Annotated in this window: 14 protein-coding genes; 10 read left to right on the forward strand and 4 right to left on the reverse strand. The window is 62.8% G+C overall.

The window, feature by feature from the left end:
* Positions 1-5: 5 nt before the first annotated feature.
* Both LOY70_RS00655 and LOY70_RS00660 read right to left on the reverse strand, forming a co-directional pair.
* A complete protein-coding gene (locus tag LOY70_RS00655; RefSeq protein ID WP_265032484.1) occupies positions 6-227 on the reverse strand; it encodes a DUF1161 domain-containing protein in 222 nt (73 codons plus the stop codon).
* A gap of 112 nt (positions 228-339) precedes the next feature.
* Positions 340-555 carry a dodecin gene (locus LOY70_RS00660; RefSeq protein WP_003196424.1) on the reverse strand — a complete coding sequence of 72 codons (216 nt, stop codon included), beginning with the start codon at positions 553-555 and terminating at the stop codon, positions 340-342.
* A 155-nt stretch (positions 556-710) separates the two neighbouring features.
* On the opposite strand from LOY70_RS00660, the gene LOY70_RS00665 reads away from it, so the two are divergent.
* Positions 711-1,037 carry a DUF883 family protein gene (locus tag LOY70_RS00665; RefSeq protein WP_003196426.1) on the forward strand — a complete coding sequence of 109 codons (327 nt, stop codon included), beginning with the start codon at positions 711-713 and terminating at the stop codon, positions 1,035-1,037.
* On the opposite strand, the gene LOY70_RS00670 is transcribed toward LOY70_RS00665, so the two are convergent.
* Positions 1,010-1,927 carry a LysR family transcriptional regulator gene (locus tag LOY70_RS00670; RefSeq protein ID WP_265032485.1) on the reverse strand — a complete coding sequence of 306 codons (918 nt, stop codon included), beginning with the start codon at positions 1,925-1,927 and terminating at the stop codon, positions 1,010-1,012. The genes LOY70_RS00665 and LOY70_RS00670 overlap by 28 nt on opposite strands.
* Positions 1,928-2,040: 113 nt before the next feature.
* On the opposite strand from LOY70_RS00670, the gene trpB reads away from it, so the two are divergent.
* From trpB to pgaD, 6 genes are all read left to right on the forward strand, one after another.
* Entirely contained in the window at positions 2,041-3,273 is a 1,233-nt protein-coding gene (gene trpB / locus LOY70_RS00675; protein WP_265032486.1) for a tryptophan synthase subunit beta, read from the forward strand.
* Entirely contained in the window at positions 3,273-4,085 is an 813-nt protein-coding gene (gene trpA / locus LOY70_RS00680) for a tryptophan synthase subunit alpha (RefSeq protein ID WP_265032487.1), read from the forward strand. Before trpB ends, trpA begins: the two co-directional genes overlap by 1 nt.
* 251 nt (positions 4,086-4,336) lie before the next feature.
* Positions 4,337-6,817, forward strand: coding sequence for a poly-beta-1,6 N-acetyl-D-glucosamine export porin PgaA (gene pgaA, locus LOY70_RS00685; protein ID WP_265032488.1), 2,481 nt, complete (start codon positions 4,337-4,339; stop codon positions 6,815-6,817).
* A 12-nt stretch (positions 6,818-6,829) separates the two neighbouring features.
* A complete protein-coding gene (gene pgaB / locus LOY70_RS00690) occupies positions 6,830-8,827 on the forward strand; it encodes a poly-beta-1,6-N-acetyl-D-glucosamine N-deacetylase PgaB (protein WP_265032489.1) in 1,998 nt (665 codons plus the stop codon).
* A 1-nt stretch (position 8,828) separates the two neighbouring features.
* Entirely contained in the window at positions 8,829-10,184 is a 1,356-nt protein-coding gene (gene pgaC / locus LOY70_RS00695; RefSeq protein ID WP_265032490.1) for a poly-beta-1,6-N-acetyl-D-glucosamine synthase, read from the forward strand.
* Positions 10,181-10,687: a poly-beta-1,6-N-acetyl-D-glucosamine biosynthesis protein PgaD gene (gene pgaD, locus LOY70_RS00700; RefSeq protein WP_123344661.1), complete on the forward strand. Its 507-nt coding sequence runs from the start codon at positions 10,181-10,183 to the stop codon at positions 10,685-10,687. Before pgaC ends, pgaD begins: the two co-directional genes overlap by 4 nt.
* Positions 10,688-10,873: 186 nt before the next feature.
* Here the strand turns inward: pgaD and LOY70_RS00705 are convergent, their stop codons facing one another.
* Positions 10,874-12,406, reverse strand: a complete 1,533-nt coding sequence (locus tag LOY70_RS00705; RefSeq protein ID WP_265032491.1) for an FAD-dependent oxidoreductase — start codon at positions 12,404-12,406, stop codon at positions 10,874-10,876.
* A 138-nt stretch (positions 12,407-12,544) separates the two neighbouring features.
* On the opposite strand from LOY70_RS00705, the gene LOY70_RS00710 reads away from it, so the two are divergent.
* The 3 genes from LOY70_RS00710 to LOY70_RS00720 all read left to right on the forward strand — a co-directional run bounded on the left by LOY70_RS00710 (position 12,545) and on the right by LOY70_RS00720 (position 14,867).
* Positions 12,545-13,105 carry a YbhB/YbcL family Raf kinase inhibitor-like protein gene (locus LOY70_RS00710; protein ID WP_265032492.1) on the forward strand — a complete coding sequence of 187 codons (561 nt, stop codon included), beginning with the start codon at positions 12,545-12,547 and terminating at the stop codon, positions 13,103-13,105.
* Between the two features lie 235 nt (positions 13,106-13,340).
* Positions 13,341-13,514, forward strand: a complete 174-nt coding sequence (locus LOY70_RS00715) for a hypothetical protein (RefSeq protein ID WP_265032493.1) — start codon at positions 13,341-13,343, stop codon at positions 13,512-13,514.
* A gap of 39 nt (positions 13,515-13,553) precedes the next feature.
* On the forward strand, positions 13,554-14,867 hold the full coding sequence (locus tag LOY70_RS00720) for an MFS transporter (protein ID WP_265032494.1): 1,314 nt from the start codon (positions 13,554-13,556) through the stop codon (positions 14,865-14,867).

A 14,867-nucleotide genomic window follows, 5' to 3' on the forward strand; every position in this document is an offset into this window, starting at 1 on the left:
CACAATCACTTCTTGTAGACGATTTCCTTCGTGCCGCCCTCACAGCTACCGACGACTTTTCCGTTAGCTGCTGCGCCTTTATCGACAATCTCCAGGGAATAATTTGACACGCCCTTGGCGTCGAGCTTCCCTGCGATTTCGCTTTTCAGCTCTTCACAAGACTTGCCGGCCGCAAACGCACCGCCCGCAAAGCTCAACAAACACAGGGCCACCATCAACTTTTTCATCGCTCGCACTCCTTGGTCGGATCAAATAGGGCAGGTATCGGAAAACCGGTGCGCAGACAATAGCGCATCGCCATTCCCTATGGCACTCCGCCAGCGTGCAAGTTCACTGTGCTCAGCTATTCACTATCCGGAACCCAACCTTGAGGGTCACCTGGAAGTGCGCGGCCCGGCCGTTTTCGATGTGCCCGCGGGTCTCCGTGACTTCGAACCATTCCAGGTGCTTGAGGCTTTTGCTGGCTTCGGCCAGGGCGTTGTTGATGGCGTCTTCAATGCTGGTGGGAGACGAGCCGACCAGCTCGACTTTCTTGTAGGTGTGATGATCACTCATGACGTTCTCCTTGGTTGTCTTTAACAGCCTAGCAGCGATTTTTCGCCTTACGTGTGGCGCCATTTGCGCAGTGAAGTTCAGATTTACTGCACTTTCAGAAACGAGCGCAGTCCCAATTCACACACGCCACTCAACCACTGCAGGAGAGAGCCACCATGGCCAGCAATTCGTTACGTAAAGCCTCGTTGCAAAGCATGGAAGCGGAGATCGAGAGTCTGCTCAAGTCGTTGGAAAGCCTGAAGGACGACGCTTCGGACGAGTCGCGTAAGACCCTCAAGTCGCTCAAGGCCAATGCTGAAAACGCACTGAAACATTCTCGCCATCTGCTGAGCGATGCCTATGAAGAGGTCAAGGTGAAAACCCGTGAAACCGGGATTGCCACGCGTGATTACGCTCAGGAACATCCATGGACCACAGCCGGCGTTGCCGTCGGGGCGCTAGGTCTGTTGGCGGCTTATTTGCTGTGCAAGCGCGGTGACTGAGTCGATGGGCTCAGCTCATGCCTGAGCCATTGCGCCAATTGCCGAGCGCGGCCGTCCGCGGCGCGCTTGGGTAGCCACAACGCCAGTCGCGCCGGGGTTTCGTCGAAGCCCCACGGCGCGACGAGGCGACCGGCACGCAGGTCCTCGGCCACCAGCGGCTCGGGTGCGATAGCCACGCCCAGCCCCGCTACTGCCGCCTCCAGCAAGTAATACAAATGCTCAAACCCTTGCCCGAACTTCATTGCCTGGGGTTCAAGGGCATTTTGTCGTGCCCAGGTCGGCCAGGCCTGGGGTCGAGAGGTGGTATGCAGCAAAGGCTCGTCCAGGATTGCCTTGGCCGGGGCGTTTTGCAGGCGCTCGAAACCGGCGTAGCGCGGGCTCATGACCGGGCCGATCCGCTCGCTGACCAGTTCATATACTTGCATGTCTGCCGGCCAGGGCGGCTCGGCGAACACCAGCAAGGCGTCCAGCCCAGGTCGTCGCGGGTCAAGGTCGCCTTCGCCGGCGGACAGGTGCAAGCGCAGGTCTGGCAGGTCAGCATTGAGCCGGCCCAGGCGGGGAATGAACCACCGCGCCAGCAGACTTCCCGAGCAACCCAAGACGAACGGGGCATCTGCCGTGCTTTGCTTCAGCTCTGCGCACACGGTGCGCAGGCGCTCGAACGCGTCGGCGCTGGCATCGCGCAGGCGCATGCCTGCATCTGTGAGTTTAAGGCCGCGGCCATCCTTGCTGAACAGGCTGACGCCCAAATGCTCTTCCAACACTTTCAGCTGTCGGCTGACGGCGCCGTGGGTTACGTGCAGCTGTTCGGCCGCCTGGCTTACGCTGTTCAGGCGGGCGGTGGCCTCGAAGGCGCGCAGGGCGTTGAGCGGGGGAAGGTCGTGGCGCATGGGATCTGTGAGTTTTCCTGACAGGTTGCGGCGATCTTATCGGTTTTCAGCGCGGGATGTCAGGGGTAGAGTGACCGTCATTGTCTTTCTATGCATTCGCCTGGAGCGCCCCGATGACCCAGTCTACGACCCCTTTGAACCTGCGCAGTGGCCCCGACGCCAACGGCCTGTTCGGCGCATTCGGTGGCCGCTATGTGGCCGAAACCCTGATGCCGCTGATCCTCGACCTGGCTCGCGAATACGAAGTGGCAAAGGAAGATCCGGCGTTCCTTGAAGAATTGGCCTACTTCCAACGTGACTACGTCGGTCGTCCGAGCCCGCTCTATTTCGCCGAACGCCTGACCGAGTACTGCGGCGGCGCCAAGATCTATCTCAAGCGTGAAGAGCTCAATCACACTGGCGCGCACAAGATCAACAACTGCATCGGCCAGATCCTGTTGGCGCGGCGCATGGGCAAAAAACGCATCATCGCCGAGACCGGCGCCGGCATGCACGGCGTGGCGACCGCCACCGTGGCCGCGCGTTTCGGCCTCGATTGCGTGATCTACATGGGCACCACCGACATCGAGCGCCAGCAGGCCAACGTGTTTCGCATGAAGCTGCTGGGCGCCGAAGTGATCCCGGTGGTCGCTGGTACCGGCACCCTCAAAGATGCCATGAACGAGGCGCTGCGTGACTGGGTCACCAACGTCGACAGCACGTTCTACCTGATCGGCACCGTGGCGGGGCCACACCCTTATCCGGCCATGGTGCGCGACTTCCAGGCCGTGATCGGCAAGGAAACCCGCGAACAACTGCAAGCCCAGGAAGGCCGCCTGCCGGATAGCCTGGTGGCGTGCATCGGCGGTGGCTCCAACGCCATGGGCCTGTTCCACCCGTTCCTGGACGACAAGAGCGTCGAAATCATCGGCGTCGAAGCCGCGGGTTATGGCATCGAGACTGGCAAACACGCGGCGAGCCTGAACGGTGGTGTCCCGGGTGTGCTGCACGGCAACCGCACCTTCCTGCTGCAGGACGAGGACGGGCAGATCATCGATGCCCATTCGATTTCCGCCGGCCTCGACTACCCGGGCATCGGCCCGGAACACGCCTGGTTGCACGACATTGGCCGGGTCCAATACACCTCGGTCACCGACGCCGAAGCCCTGGACGCCTTTCACAAATGCTGCCGCCTGGAAGGGATTATTCCCGCGCTGGAAAGCGCCCATGCCTTGGCTGAAGTGTTCAAACGCGCCCCGACCCTGCCGAAAGATCACCTGATGGTGGTCAACCTGTCCGGCCGTGGCGACAAAGACATGCAAACCGTGATGCACCACATGGAACAGTCCCAGCAGGAGAAACACTGATGAGCCGCCTGCAAACCCGTTTTGCCGAACTCAAGGAACAGAACCGCGCGGCCCTGGTGACCTTCGTCACGGCTGGCGACCCGGACTACGACACCTCGCTGGCGATTCTCAAGGGGCTGCCGGCGGCCGGCGCCGACGTGATCGAGTTGGGCATGCCCTTCACCGATCCGATGGCTGATGGCCCGGCGATCCAGTTGGCGAACATTCGCGCCCTGGGTGCCCAGCAGAACCTGGCGAAAACCCTGCAAATGGTGCGTGAGTTCCGCAAAGACAACACCGAGACGCCGCTGGTGCTGATGGGGTACTTCAACCCCATCCATCGCTACGGTGTGCAGCGTTTCATTGGCGAGGCGCTGGACTCCGGTGTTGATGGCCTGATCGTCGTGGACATGCCGCCCGAGCACAACGGCGAGCTGTGCGAACCGGCCCAGGCCGCCGGCCTGGACTTCATCCGCCTGACCACGCCCACCACGGACGACGTGCGTCTGCCCACCGTGCTCAATGGCAGTTCCGGCTTTGTGTATTACGTGTCGGTAGCCGGCGTGACCGGCGCTGGCGCCGCGACGCTGGAGCATGTGGAAGAAGCCGTGGCGCGTCTGCGTCGTCACACCGATTTGCCGATCAGCATTGGTTTCGGCATCCGTACGCCGGAGCAGGCCGCGGCCATTGCCCGGTTGGCCGACGGTGTGGTGGTCGGTTCGGCGCTGATCGACCATATCGCCAAAGCCGACACGTCGGAGCAGGCGATCGATGGGGTATTGAGCTTGTGCGCTGCCCTGGCCGAGGGTGTGCGAAACGCGCGCGTGAGCTGATTTCCGGTTCAAGCGGCGGGTTACAAAAAGGGGTTCAGAACCAGGTTCTGAACCCCTTTTTTTTGCCTGTCGACCACCCCACCGCTGAAATCTGCATCGATTCTGAAGAATTGTGGCGTTCTGAAAGATGACCTGTCCGGCAGTGCAACACTAGGCCCATTAGAGCTTGGCTGGATTCCTTTGATCCGGCTTCCTGTTTGATGGGCAAGGGGGCACTGCGACCCGGCTGGCCATGTAAGGATGCTGACGAAATGCCGCGTACCGTGGGTCCTTTTATTCAATGTGGTTTGCGCCCGTTGTTTCGCTTCGTGTTGTGCAGCCAATTGTGCTGGCCGACGCTGGCGTTTGCCGATGCCGCCTATGACCAGATGGTGCTCGACGCCCGCGCAGGCCATTACACGCCAGCGTTGAACGCGTTGCGCCAGGTGCCGCCCGCCCAGGCCAGTACCGCGCAGATCAGCGACCATCTGCAGATCGCCAGTTGGGCTGGCCTCGATGGGGAGGTCGTGAAGGTCTATGAAGCCCAGGGCCGCTATCGCGACTTGCCGGTCCAAGCACTGAGCGCAACGGCCCGCGCCTATCGCAACCTCAAGCGTTGGGACGCGGCAGCCGAGTTGTATCGCCAGGCGCTGGTGATCGCCCCCCAGAACCCTGACCTGCAACTTGGCCTGGCCTTGACCCAGGCCGATGCCGGCAAGCCCGACGAAGCCGTCAGCCGCGCCAAGGCCCTGGTCGCCGCCAAGCCTGAAGATCCCATGCGCCGGCTGGCCCTCGGCTACGCGCTGACCCGCGCCGACAATCCCCATGAGGCGCTGTTCGAGTATGACCAGGCCTTCACCCGCGCCGGCAACAAGCCTGAGATTGCGCGCGAATATATCTTTGCCCTGCAACGTGCCCGCCTGCCCGAGCCGGCCCTGCGCCTGGCCCGTCTACAGCCGGGGCTGATCGACCGGGGCATGCAGCGGCGTCTCGAAGGCGATGTGGCGGCCGAACGGGTGCGCCTGACTGACATGGCGAGCCGCAGCGAAACAGAGCGCTTTGTCATTGCTGACCGTGCCCTGGCCGATTACGACAAGTTGCTCGCCACGTGGACCCCCGTGGCCGATGCCCATGACGACGTGCTTCGCTGGCGCATCGATCGCCTCGGTGCCCTCAACGCCCGCGCCCGTCGGGCTGAAGTGATTGCCGAATACCAGAAGCTGATCGCCGAGGGCGTGAGCATTCCGACTTACGCCCTGCGCTGGGTGGCTTCCTCCTACCTGGAGCAGCGGGAACCGGAGATCGCCGTCGATCTGTACCGTCGCGTACTGACGGCGCCGGATGCCGACCCTGCGGACCGCTTCGAAGACAGCACCGCGCTCTACTACGCACTGTTGGAAAGTGAGAAGTCCGAAGAGGCCCGAGCGCTGGCCGAAGACATGGCGAAAGCCCAGCCCCCGCGCATCGAACTCAAGGGCCTGCCGATCGGCAATCCCAACGATGAGTGGATGGACGCCCAGCAGCTCGCCGCCCAGGCCGGTACTTATGGTGCTGACTTGCCCACCGCCGAAGCACGCTTGGAAAATCTGGTCAATCAAGGGCCCGGTAACATCGGCCTTCGCCTGGCCCAGGTCGATCTGTACCAGGCCCGGGACTGGCCGCGACGCTCGGAAAGCCTGCTCAAGGAAATCGAGACCACGACACCGCGCAGCCGTGATCTGGAAATCGGCCAGGCCCGTGCGGCCATGGACTTGCAGGAGTGGCGGCAGATGGATGCACTGACCGATGACCTGGTCGCCCGCTTCCCGGAAAACGCCCATGTCAAACGCCTGCAACGCCTGCGCGAAGTGCACGACGTGGCCGAGCTGCGCATCGAAGCCTACACCGGCAAAAGCTTCGGCGGCGGCAACGGTGAGGCCGGTGCGGTCACCGGCAGTCGCGACTTTGGTATCGAAACGCTGCTTTACAGCCCACCCATCGACGAAGACTGGCGGCTGTTCGGCGGCACCGGATACGCCACTGGTGATTTCGAGGAAGGCACCGGTCATCACCGTTGGCAGCGCTTGGGCGTCGAGCGCCGTACCCGTGACATGACCCTGGAAGCGGAAGTCTCCAACCACTCGTATGGTTCCGGTGATAAACAGGGCGCCCGCGTGGCCGTGGCCCGGGACATCAATGACCACTGGCAGTACGGCGGCAGCCTGGATTACCTCTCGGCCGAAACCCCGCTACGGGCGCTTAACAGCGGCATTCGCGCCAACGGCGGCAGTGGTTTCGTACGCTGGCGTGCCAATGAGAGCCGCGAGTGGCGACTGGCTGTCAGCCCGTCGCATTTCAGCGATGGCAATAATCGCCTCGAAGCTGTGCTGACCGGCCGTGAAGGCCTCTACAGCGCACCGCGGTTGCAAGTGGAACTGGGCCTGGAAGTGGCGGCCAGTCGCAACAGCGGTTCCAACGAAGTGCCCTACTTCAATCCCAAGTCGGACTTCACCGTCATGCCGACCGTGACCGCCAACCACGTGCTGTACCGCCGCTATGAAACCACCTGGAGCCAGCAGTTCCAGGCCGGTGCCGGGACCTACAGCCAGCGCGACCACAGCACCGGTGCCATGGGTTTGCTCGGCTACGGCCAGCGTTTCATCTGGAACGACGTGCTGGAGGCCGGCGCCGCGCTGAGCTGGCTCAACCGCCCTTACGACGGCGACCGCGAAAGCGATCTGCGCCTGCTTGTCGACCTCACCTACCGCTTCTAGAAGAGTTTGAAGATGCCTGTCATTTCGCGATTCATCCTTCTGCTGGGGGTCTTGCTGATCAGCGCTTGTGCCCAGCAAGCCCCGGCGTTTACGCCGCCCTCGCAGCGCCCATTGGCGGCCAATGAACAACCGTGGCCGAAGAACCACGTGCTCGGCATTGCCTACCATGACGTCGAGGACCGTGACCCGGACCAGGCGCTGGTGGCGGTGCGCACCGAACGGTTGATCGAACAGCTGGCGTGGTTGCGGGAAAACAACTACCAGCCGGTCACCGTGGACCAGATCATCACTGCCCGCAACGGCGGCCCGGAATTGCCGCCGCGCGCGGTGTTGCTGAGTTTTGACGACGGTTACTCGAGCTTCTACACCCGGGTCATGCCGATTCTGCGCGCCTATAACTGGCCGGCGATATTGGCTCCGGTGGGCAGTTGGGTCGATACGCCGCTGAATCAAACGGTGGATTTCGCCGGGGTGCCGCGCAAGCGTTCCGAGTTCCTGACCTGGGAGCAGATTCGCGAGGTTTCCAAATCGGGCCTGGTGGAAATCGCCGCCCACACCGACGCCAATCACAAAGGGGTCCTCGCCAACCCACAAGGCAACCAGCAACCGGCGGCGACCACTCGACGCTACGATCCCGCCACCGGCCGCTATGAAACCGAGGCCGATTTCCAGGCGCGTCTGCGCAAGGATGTCGCGGCTATTTCCGAGAAAATCCGCAAGGTCGCCGGTTATAGCCCACGCGTCTGGGTCTGGCCTTACGGGGAAGCCGACGGCACCGCGTTACAGGTGATCGGCAGCGAAGGCTATCAAATGGCGCTGACCCTGGAGGACGGCCTCGACAGTCTCGACAACCTGATGAGCGGCCCACGCTTCCTGGTGGCCTCCGATCCGGATGGCGCCCATTTCGCCGAAAGCGTCGTCTCGGTGCAGACAATGGACCCGATGCGGGTGGTCCATGTCGACCTGGATTACGTCTACGACCCGGATCCGGTGCAGCAGGAGGCCAATGTCGGCAAGCTGGTCCAGCGCATTTATGACCTGGGCGCCAATACGGTGTTCTTGCAGGCCTTCGCCGATCCGAAGGGCGATGGCCTGGTGCATTCGCTGTATTTCCCCAACCGTCACCTGCCGGTACGGGCCGATCTGTTCGACCGGGTCGCCTGGCAATTGCGCACCCGGGCCAACGCCAAGGTTTATGCGTGGATGCCGGTGCTCAGTTTCGCCTTGGACGCCAAGTTGCCGCGAGTGCAGCGTTGGGATCCGGAAACCGGCAAGACCGGCATCGCCCCGGACCAATACGTGCGTTTGTCGCCGTTCGACTCGAATGTGCGCAAGGTCATCGGCGAGATTTATGAAGACCTGGCGCGGATGAGTTCGTTGGACGGCGTTCTCTACCACGACGACGCGGTGTTCTCCGATTTCGAGGACGCCGGTCCTGCCGCGCTGAAAGTGTATGCCGCCAACGGCTTGCCGACGTCCATCGCGGCCCTGCGGGACGATCCGGCGGCGATGCAACGCTGGACCCGCTTCAAGAGCCGTTACCTGATCGACTTTACCCATGAGCTCACCGCCAAGGTCCGGGCGATTCGCGGTCCGCAGGTCAAAACGGCGCGCAATATCTTTGCCGAGCCGATGCTCAACCCTGAAAGCGAAGCCTGGTTCGCGCAGAACCTCGACGACTTCCTCGCAGCCTATGACTGGACGGCGCCAATGGCCATGCCGTTGATGGAAAAGCAGACCCGCGCACAGTCCGGCCCGTGGTTGGAACGCCTGGTCCAGACCGTCAAAAGCCGGCCCGGTGCACTCAAGCGCACGGTGTTCGAATTGCAGGCCCGTGACTGGCACAGCCAGCCGGTCAGCGACATCGATGGCAAACAATTGGCCGAATGGATGGGGCGCCTCAAGCGTTCAGGCGTGACCAGCTTCGGCTACTACCCGGACAACTTCATCGAAGACCAGCCCGCCGTGAAAACCGTGCGGCCGGCGCTCTCCAACAAGTGGAATCCTTGACATGTTCGACAGACTGCTCGCCTTGCTGGTGCTGGCGATTGTCCTTGGTGTGCCCCTGGGCCTGATCTTCCTGGTCACCGGGCAATTCCTGATGGACTTCGTGTTCTTTTACCCGCTGTTCATGTCCGGGTTGTGGATTGCCGGCGGCCTGTATTTCTGGCTGCACTGGGAACGCCACTGGCCGTGGAAGGACGATACCCTGCCGCCGCCCCTGGCCGGCGAGCCGCTGATCAGCATCCTGATTCCGTGCTTCAACGAGGGTGACAACGTCGCCGACACCATCCACGCGGCGCTGGGCCAGCATTACCCGAACATCGAAGTCATCGCCATCAACGACGGTTCGAAGGACAACACCGCCCAGGTGCTCGACCAACTGGCGGCTGAAGACCCGCGCCTGCGCGTGCTGCACCTGGCGGAAAACCAGGGCAAGGCCGTGGCCCTGCGCATGGGCGCCATCGCGGCGCGCAGCGAATACCTAGTGTGCATCGACGGTGACGCGCTGCTGGCGCCCAACACCTGTGCTTATCTGGTGGCGCCGATGCTGGACAACGCCCGCCTCGGCGCGGTGACCGGCAACCCGCGCATCCGCACCCGCTCCACGTTGATCGGCCGGGTCCAGGTCGGTGAGTTCTCTTCCATCATTGGGCTGATCAAACGCACCCAGCGGGTTTTCGGGCGGATCTTTACCGTCTCCGGTGTGATCGTCGCGTTTCGTCGCACGGCCCTGCATCGGGTTGGCTACTGGAGCCCGGACATGATCACCGAGGACATCGACATCAGCTGGAAGCTGCAACTGGATCACTGGAGCATCTTCTACGAACCTCGTGCCTTGTGCTGGATCCTCATGCCCGAAACCCTGCGCGGCTTGTGGCGGCAACGGCTGCGTTGGGCCCAGGGCGGCGCCGAGGTCCTGTTCAAGAACATCCGGGGCATCTGGCAGTACCGCCACCGTTATCTGTGGCCGCTGTTGTTCGAATACTGTTTGTCCACCGGTTGGGCATTCACCTTCCTGCTGTCGGTGATTTTCTGGGGCGCCGGTAAATTCGTCGAAATGCCGGCGGCCATCGCGGTGGATCACCTGATGCCGCCAGCCTTCACCGGCTTGCTGCTGGCGGTGGTGTGCCTGGCGCAGTTCGGGGTGAGCATCTTGATCGATCGCCGCTACGAGAAAGGCCTGTGGCACATCATGTTCTGGGTGGTCTGGTACCCGCTGGTGTTCTGGTTGATCAGCTTGTTCACCACCTTGGTGAGTTTTCCCAAAGTGTTGTTCGGACAGCATCAGAAGCGTGCGCGCTGGGTCAGCCCGGATCGCGGTATCAAACCGTTCGATGATCAGGAAGAGGAAGTGATCCGATGAAAATTATCAGGACCCGGCAGCGACCTTTTCTGGTGGTCATTGACGTTCTCTTCACGGTGCTGGCGTGGGTCGGGTTGGTGTATCTGCTGGTCAATGGGCTTTGGCCATTGTTCGACAGCCATGCCGGTCCGCGACTCGGCGGCCCGTTGCTGGATACCCTCGGGACGTTGCAGATCTACGGCTGGATCGCCTTGGTCAACGCGGTGATCCTGATCCTGTGGGCGCGTTATCAACAGCGCAAAAGCCGCAGCTTCGCCCAACGGCGACTGCCGGCGCCGATGGTGGACGATCAAGGCTTGAGCGACAGCTTCAAATTGACCGATGAGCGCTTGGAAACACTGCGCCAGCCTGGCTCGAAGATCATCCACAACAACCAGGACGGCGACATCAGCCACGTCGTGCCGCATTTCCACTTGCTCAGCCCCGACCTGCAGCCACCGCCCCTGGCCCCCCTGGAACATCCGCGGGTTATCCACCTGCCAGCCGATCAGTCTGTGCATTGATGCAAGTTGACCCACCGCCATGCGAGCAAGAGGGATTGGGGGCGTGGTAGATATTTCGGTCAACGCAAGACAAAACTGTGGGAGCGAGCTTGCTCGCGATGGCGTCGTGTCAGCCACATTGAAGTGACTGACCCACCGCTATCGCGAGCAAGCTCGCTCCCACAGGATTTGGGGTGTGGGACAGATCTACGATGAGAAATCCCGCACCAGCCGCCAGGCTTCGTCCACCGGTAGCGGTTGCTTCATGCGCTGGGCCAGCGCCGCCATGGCCCGGCCTTCATCGCAGGCCACTGCGGCGGCGACGAGGCCGTCTTTTCCCAGCAGGGCGATAAAGGGCGGATGTTCGGGCGTGCCCTTGAACTCTATCTCGTCCCATTGCTCGGCGTGGCCAAGGTAGTCGTAGCGTTTGCCGAAGTGATAGGTCCAGAAAAACGGCACATCCAGATAATGCTCATCGCCGCCGAGCATGTTCGCGGCGGCGATGCGTGCCTGTTGCTGGGCCAGGCGCCAATGTTCGATGCGCACAGGCTTGCCGTTCAGGGGGAACGTCGCGATATCACCCACTGCCCATAAGCCATCAGCCACACGCATGCCCGCGTCAACGGACAGTGACTGGTCCTGTTCCCGGGGTAAATCGGCAAATGGCTCGGTGGCCGGACGCACGCCGATGCCGACGATCACCAGGTCCGCAGCCAAACGCTGGCCGTTATCCAGCACCACGGCTTCGACCTCGTGCGCTCCCTCGATCCGTGCCGCTTCGCCGTCGGTGCGGTACACCACGCCATTGGCCTGATGCCGGGTGAGGATGGCCTTGCCGATGCTGTCGCCCAATTGCGCGGCGAACGGCACTGGATGCCGGGCCAGGACGGTCACGTTTAGCTCGCGCTTGCGCAGGGACGAAGCGACCTCCAGGGCAATGAAACTGTCGCCGATGATCACCGCTCGTTGTCCTGGCCGGACAGTGTCGAGAATCTGCCGGGCGTGGGCGATCGAACGCAGCACGAAGACTTGCGGCAAATCGATGCCGGGCAGCGCTGGCGTCTTCGGCTCCCCGCCCGTGGCAATAAGCGCGGCGTCGTAGTCCAGGCGGCGGCCATCGGCGAGCTGGATTTGCCGGGCACTGGGGTCCAAATGGGTGACCTCGCCGTGGAGCCTTTCGATGCGCTGCTGGGTGAAATAAGTTTCATCGCGCAGCGGCGCCGTCTCGTTGACCGGCATGTCGCCGGCCAATACATACTTGCTCAGCACTGTACGGTCGTAGCCGGCTTCGGCTTCGCGGTCGATCAACAGGATTCGGCCGCCAAACCCCTTCTCGCGCAATGCCGCCGCACAGGCGGTGCCCGCTGCACCGGCGCCGATAATGACGAATGTGCGTGGATCATCGGCCGGCGGGATTTTATGGGTTGGTAGTGGCTGGTCATCGACCCAGACGTTACCGTCTCGCACCTCGACGTGATAGCGCTCCAGGCTGTCCAGGGCCGGCGGCTCGCACAGGGCGCCGTCTTCAGCCCGGAACGCGGCCTTGTGCCAAGGGCAGATCAGCCGCCCATGGCACACCGCACCCTTGGCCAGCGGCGCGCCAGCGTGGGGGCACTTGCCCTGGAATGCCCGTACCTGGTCGCCTGAACGCAGCAGCAGGATGGGCGTGTCGTTGAGGTTGACTTCGAGGCCGCGGTCTTCGCGCACATCGGCGACGCGGGCGACTTGATGCAGGGGCATGGTCGGTCTCCGGCAGGCGTTTCCTGTTGGAGTCGGCTGATAGGAATGAGGTTCAGCATAATTGTCACTGCAACCGGGACGAAGCTGCGGCTATAGTTCGCAAGCCGTCCATGGCCTGATCCGCACAAGGTGCCCGGTATGACCCGATTGAAGTTTCTCACCCCCTGGCTGGCAGCCGTCGCCCTGGTGCTGTGCGCACAAGGGGCTGCCCAGGCCGAGGAGCGTTTCACCCTCAGCATTCCCGGCGTGTCGGACGACCGCCTCTTCACCGCTGCGGCGGCCAGTGACGCCAACAATTGTGGTGGCAAGAACATCTCCCCGGCCTTGAGCTGGAATGCCGGCCCGCCGGGCACCCTCAGCTATGCCATCGTCATGCTGGACCCGGACGGTCAGCGGGGGCAGGGCGTCGACCACTGGATCCATTACGGCATCAAGGCCTCGACGCGGCAGATTCCGGCGGGTGCCGGCACCAAGCCCACACTGGAAGGCATGAGCGGTATCAACAGCAAGAACACCCATGGTTACATCGGCCCTTGCCCGCCCATCGGCGACAGCGCCCATCACTACCTGATCCAGCTCTTCGCCCTGGACCTGCCGCCGGACGCCTTGCCCGCCGGGCTTACACGCGCCCAATTGATGGAAAAGATCAACGGCCATGTCCTGCGCAACAGCAGCGTCGTGCGGCGCTACCACCGCTGATCCAGGCCACACGACCCGTCACCGATCATTCCCACGCTCTGCGTGGGAATGCATCCCGTGACGCTCTGCGTCGCCTTCCAGAAGCGGAACGCGGAGCGTCCCTGGCGGCATTCCCACGCTGGAGCGTGGGAACGATCGAAAGCAGCCCCCACGGCGCCGTGCAGACACAAAATTGGCATCAAGCGCCAAAAGCGAGCACTATCGAGCCCCTGTTCACTCATGCCGGAGGATGGCGATGACGCAGAAACCCGACGGCATTGCCCGCCTCCTGAACTGCCCTACCAAGGGCGATGAGATACGCAGGGCTATTGCCCAGAGCCGCAAGGATTTCCTGCCTACCGACGAGGCCGAAGACGCCGAGCCAGGCCCGCCACCGGCCCAGCCCGTGGACCACGGTCGCGACGACTGAACCGTCGCCCTCTCTCAACCTTTTGTTCAAAAACTGCCTATGACTGCCACCTCTCATCTGCCAGGCGAACGCTTCAGCCGATCCGATTACAAAACCTTGGGCCTCGCGGCCCTGGGCGGCGCGCTGGAGATCTACGACTTCATCATTTTCGTCTTCTTCGCTCTGACCCTCAGCCAACTGTTCTTCCCGCCGGAAATGCCCGATTGGCTGCGCTTGCTGCAAAGCTTCGGGATTTTCGCCACCGGCTACCTGGCACGGCCCCTGGGCGGCATCCTCATGGCGCACTTCGCCGATCGCCTGGGGCGCAAGCGCGTGTTCAGCCTGAGCATCCTGATGATGGCCTTGCCGTGCCTGCTCATCGGTGTGATGCCGACCTACGCGCAAATCGGTTACTTCGCCCCGTTGCTGTTGCTGGCGTTGCGTATCTTGCAGGGCGCGGCAGTGGGCGGAGAAGTGCCCAGCGCCTGGGTGTTCGTGGCCGAACATGCACCGCTGCATCATCGCGGCTACGCCCTGGGTTTCCTCCAGGCCGGCCTGACCTTCGGCTACTTGCTCGGCGCCCTGACCGCCACAGCGTTGGCGCGGATCTACACGCCAGCGGAGATCCTCGATTACGCCTGGCGCCTGCCCTTCCTGCTAGGCGGGGTCTTCGGCGTGATCGGCGTCTGGTTGCGCCGCTGGCTGAGCGAAACGCCGATCTTCATGGCCCTGCAAGCCAATCGCGAAGGCGCGGCGGAATTGCCGTTGCGCACGGTCCTGCGGGACCATCGAAATGCCCTGTTGCCCGCCGTCATCCTCACCTGCGTGCTGACCTCCGCCGTGGTGGTGTTCGTGGTCATCACCCCGACCGTGATGCAGAAAAGCTTCGGCATGAGCCCCAGTCACACCTTTGCCCTGAGCAGCCTGGGCATTGTCTTCCTGAACATCGGCTGCGTCCTGGCCGGCCTCATCGTCGACCGCATCGGCGCCTGGCGCACCGTCATGCTCTACAGCCTGTTGCTGCCGGTGGGCATCGCGGTGCTCTATGCCAGCCTGATCAGCGGCGGCGCCTGGCTGGGCCTGGCCTATGCCATCGCCGGCCTGGGTTGCGGCGTGGTCGGCGCGGTGCCTTCGGTGATGGTCAGCCTGTTTCCGCCGAAAATTCGAGTGTCCGGCATCTCGTTCACCTACAACATCGCCTATGCGCTATGGGCGAGCATGACGCCGTTGCTGCTGATTGCGCTGGTGCCGTGGAGCCCGTGGGTGTGCGTGGGGTATTGCGTGGTGATGGGGGCGGTAGGCGTGGCTGCGGCGGCGTACTTTCCGGGGCGGGGAGATCGTGTTTATGGTTCGGCTCTAGCGTCGGAACACTGA

This window comes from Pseudomonas sp. B21-054 (genome assembly GCF_026016345.1).
Classification (GTDB): Bacteria; Pseudomonadota; Gammaproteobacteria; order Pseudomonadales; family Pseudomonadaceae; genus Aquipseudomonas.

Coding starts and splice junctions, on each gene's coding strand:
- LOY70_RS00720 (WP_265032494.1), top strand. CDS start 13,554: ATGACTGCCACCTCTCATCTGCCAGGCGAACGCTTCAGCCGATCCGAT.
- LOY70_RS00705 (WP_265032491.1), bottom strand. CDS start 12,406: ATGCCCCTGCATCAAGTCGCCCGCGTCGCCGATGTGCGCGAAGACCGC.
- pgaD (WP_123344661.1), top strand. CDS start 10,181: ATGAAAATTATCAGGACCCGGCAGCGACCTTTTCTGGTGGTCATTGAC.
- trpB (WP_265032486.1), top strand. CDS start 2,041: ATGACCCAGTCTACGACCCCTTTGAACCTGCGCAGTGGCCCCGACGCC.
- LOY70_RS00660 (WP_003196424.1), bottom strand. CDS start 555: ATGAGTGATCATCACACCTACAAGAAAGTCGAGCTGGTCGGCTCGTCT.
- pgaA (WP_265032488.1), top strand. CDS start 4,337: ATGCCGCGTACCGTGGGTCCTTTTATTCAATGTGGTTTGCGCCCGTTG.
- trpA (WP_265032487.1), top strand. CDS start 3,273: ATGAGCCGCCTGCAAACCCGTTTTGCCGAACTCAAGGAACAGAACCGC.
- LOY70_RS00655 (WP_265032484.1), bottom strand. CDS start 227: ATGAAAAAGTTGATGGTGGCCCTGTGTTTGTTGAGCTTTGCGGGCGGT.
- pgaB (WP_265032489.1), top strand. CDS start 6,830: ATGCCTGTCATTTCGCGATTCATCCTTCTGCTGGGGGTCTTGCTGATC.
- LOY70_RS00710 (WP_265032492.1), top strand. CDS start 12,545: ATGACCCGATTGAAGTTTCTCACCCCCTGGCTGGCAGCCGTCGCCCTG.
- LOY70_RS00715 (WP_265032493.1), top strand. CDS start 13,341: ATGACGCAGAAACCCGACGGCATTGCCCGCCTCCTGAACTGCCCTACC.
- LOY70_RS00670 (WP_265032485.1), bottom strand. CDS start 1,927: ATGCGCCACGACCTTCCCCCGCTCAACGCCCTGCGCGCCTTCGAGGCC.
- LOY70_RS00665 (WP_003196426.1), top strand. CDS start 711: ATGGCCAGCAATTCGTTACGTAAAGCCTCGTTGCAAAGCATGGAAGCG.
- pgaC (WP_265032490.1), top strand. CDS start 8,829: ATGTTCGACAGACTGCTCGCCTTGCTGGTGCTGGCGATTGTCCTTGGT.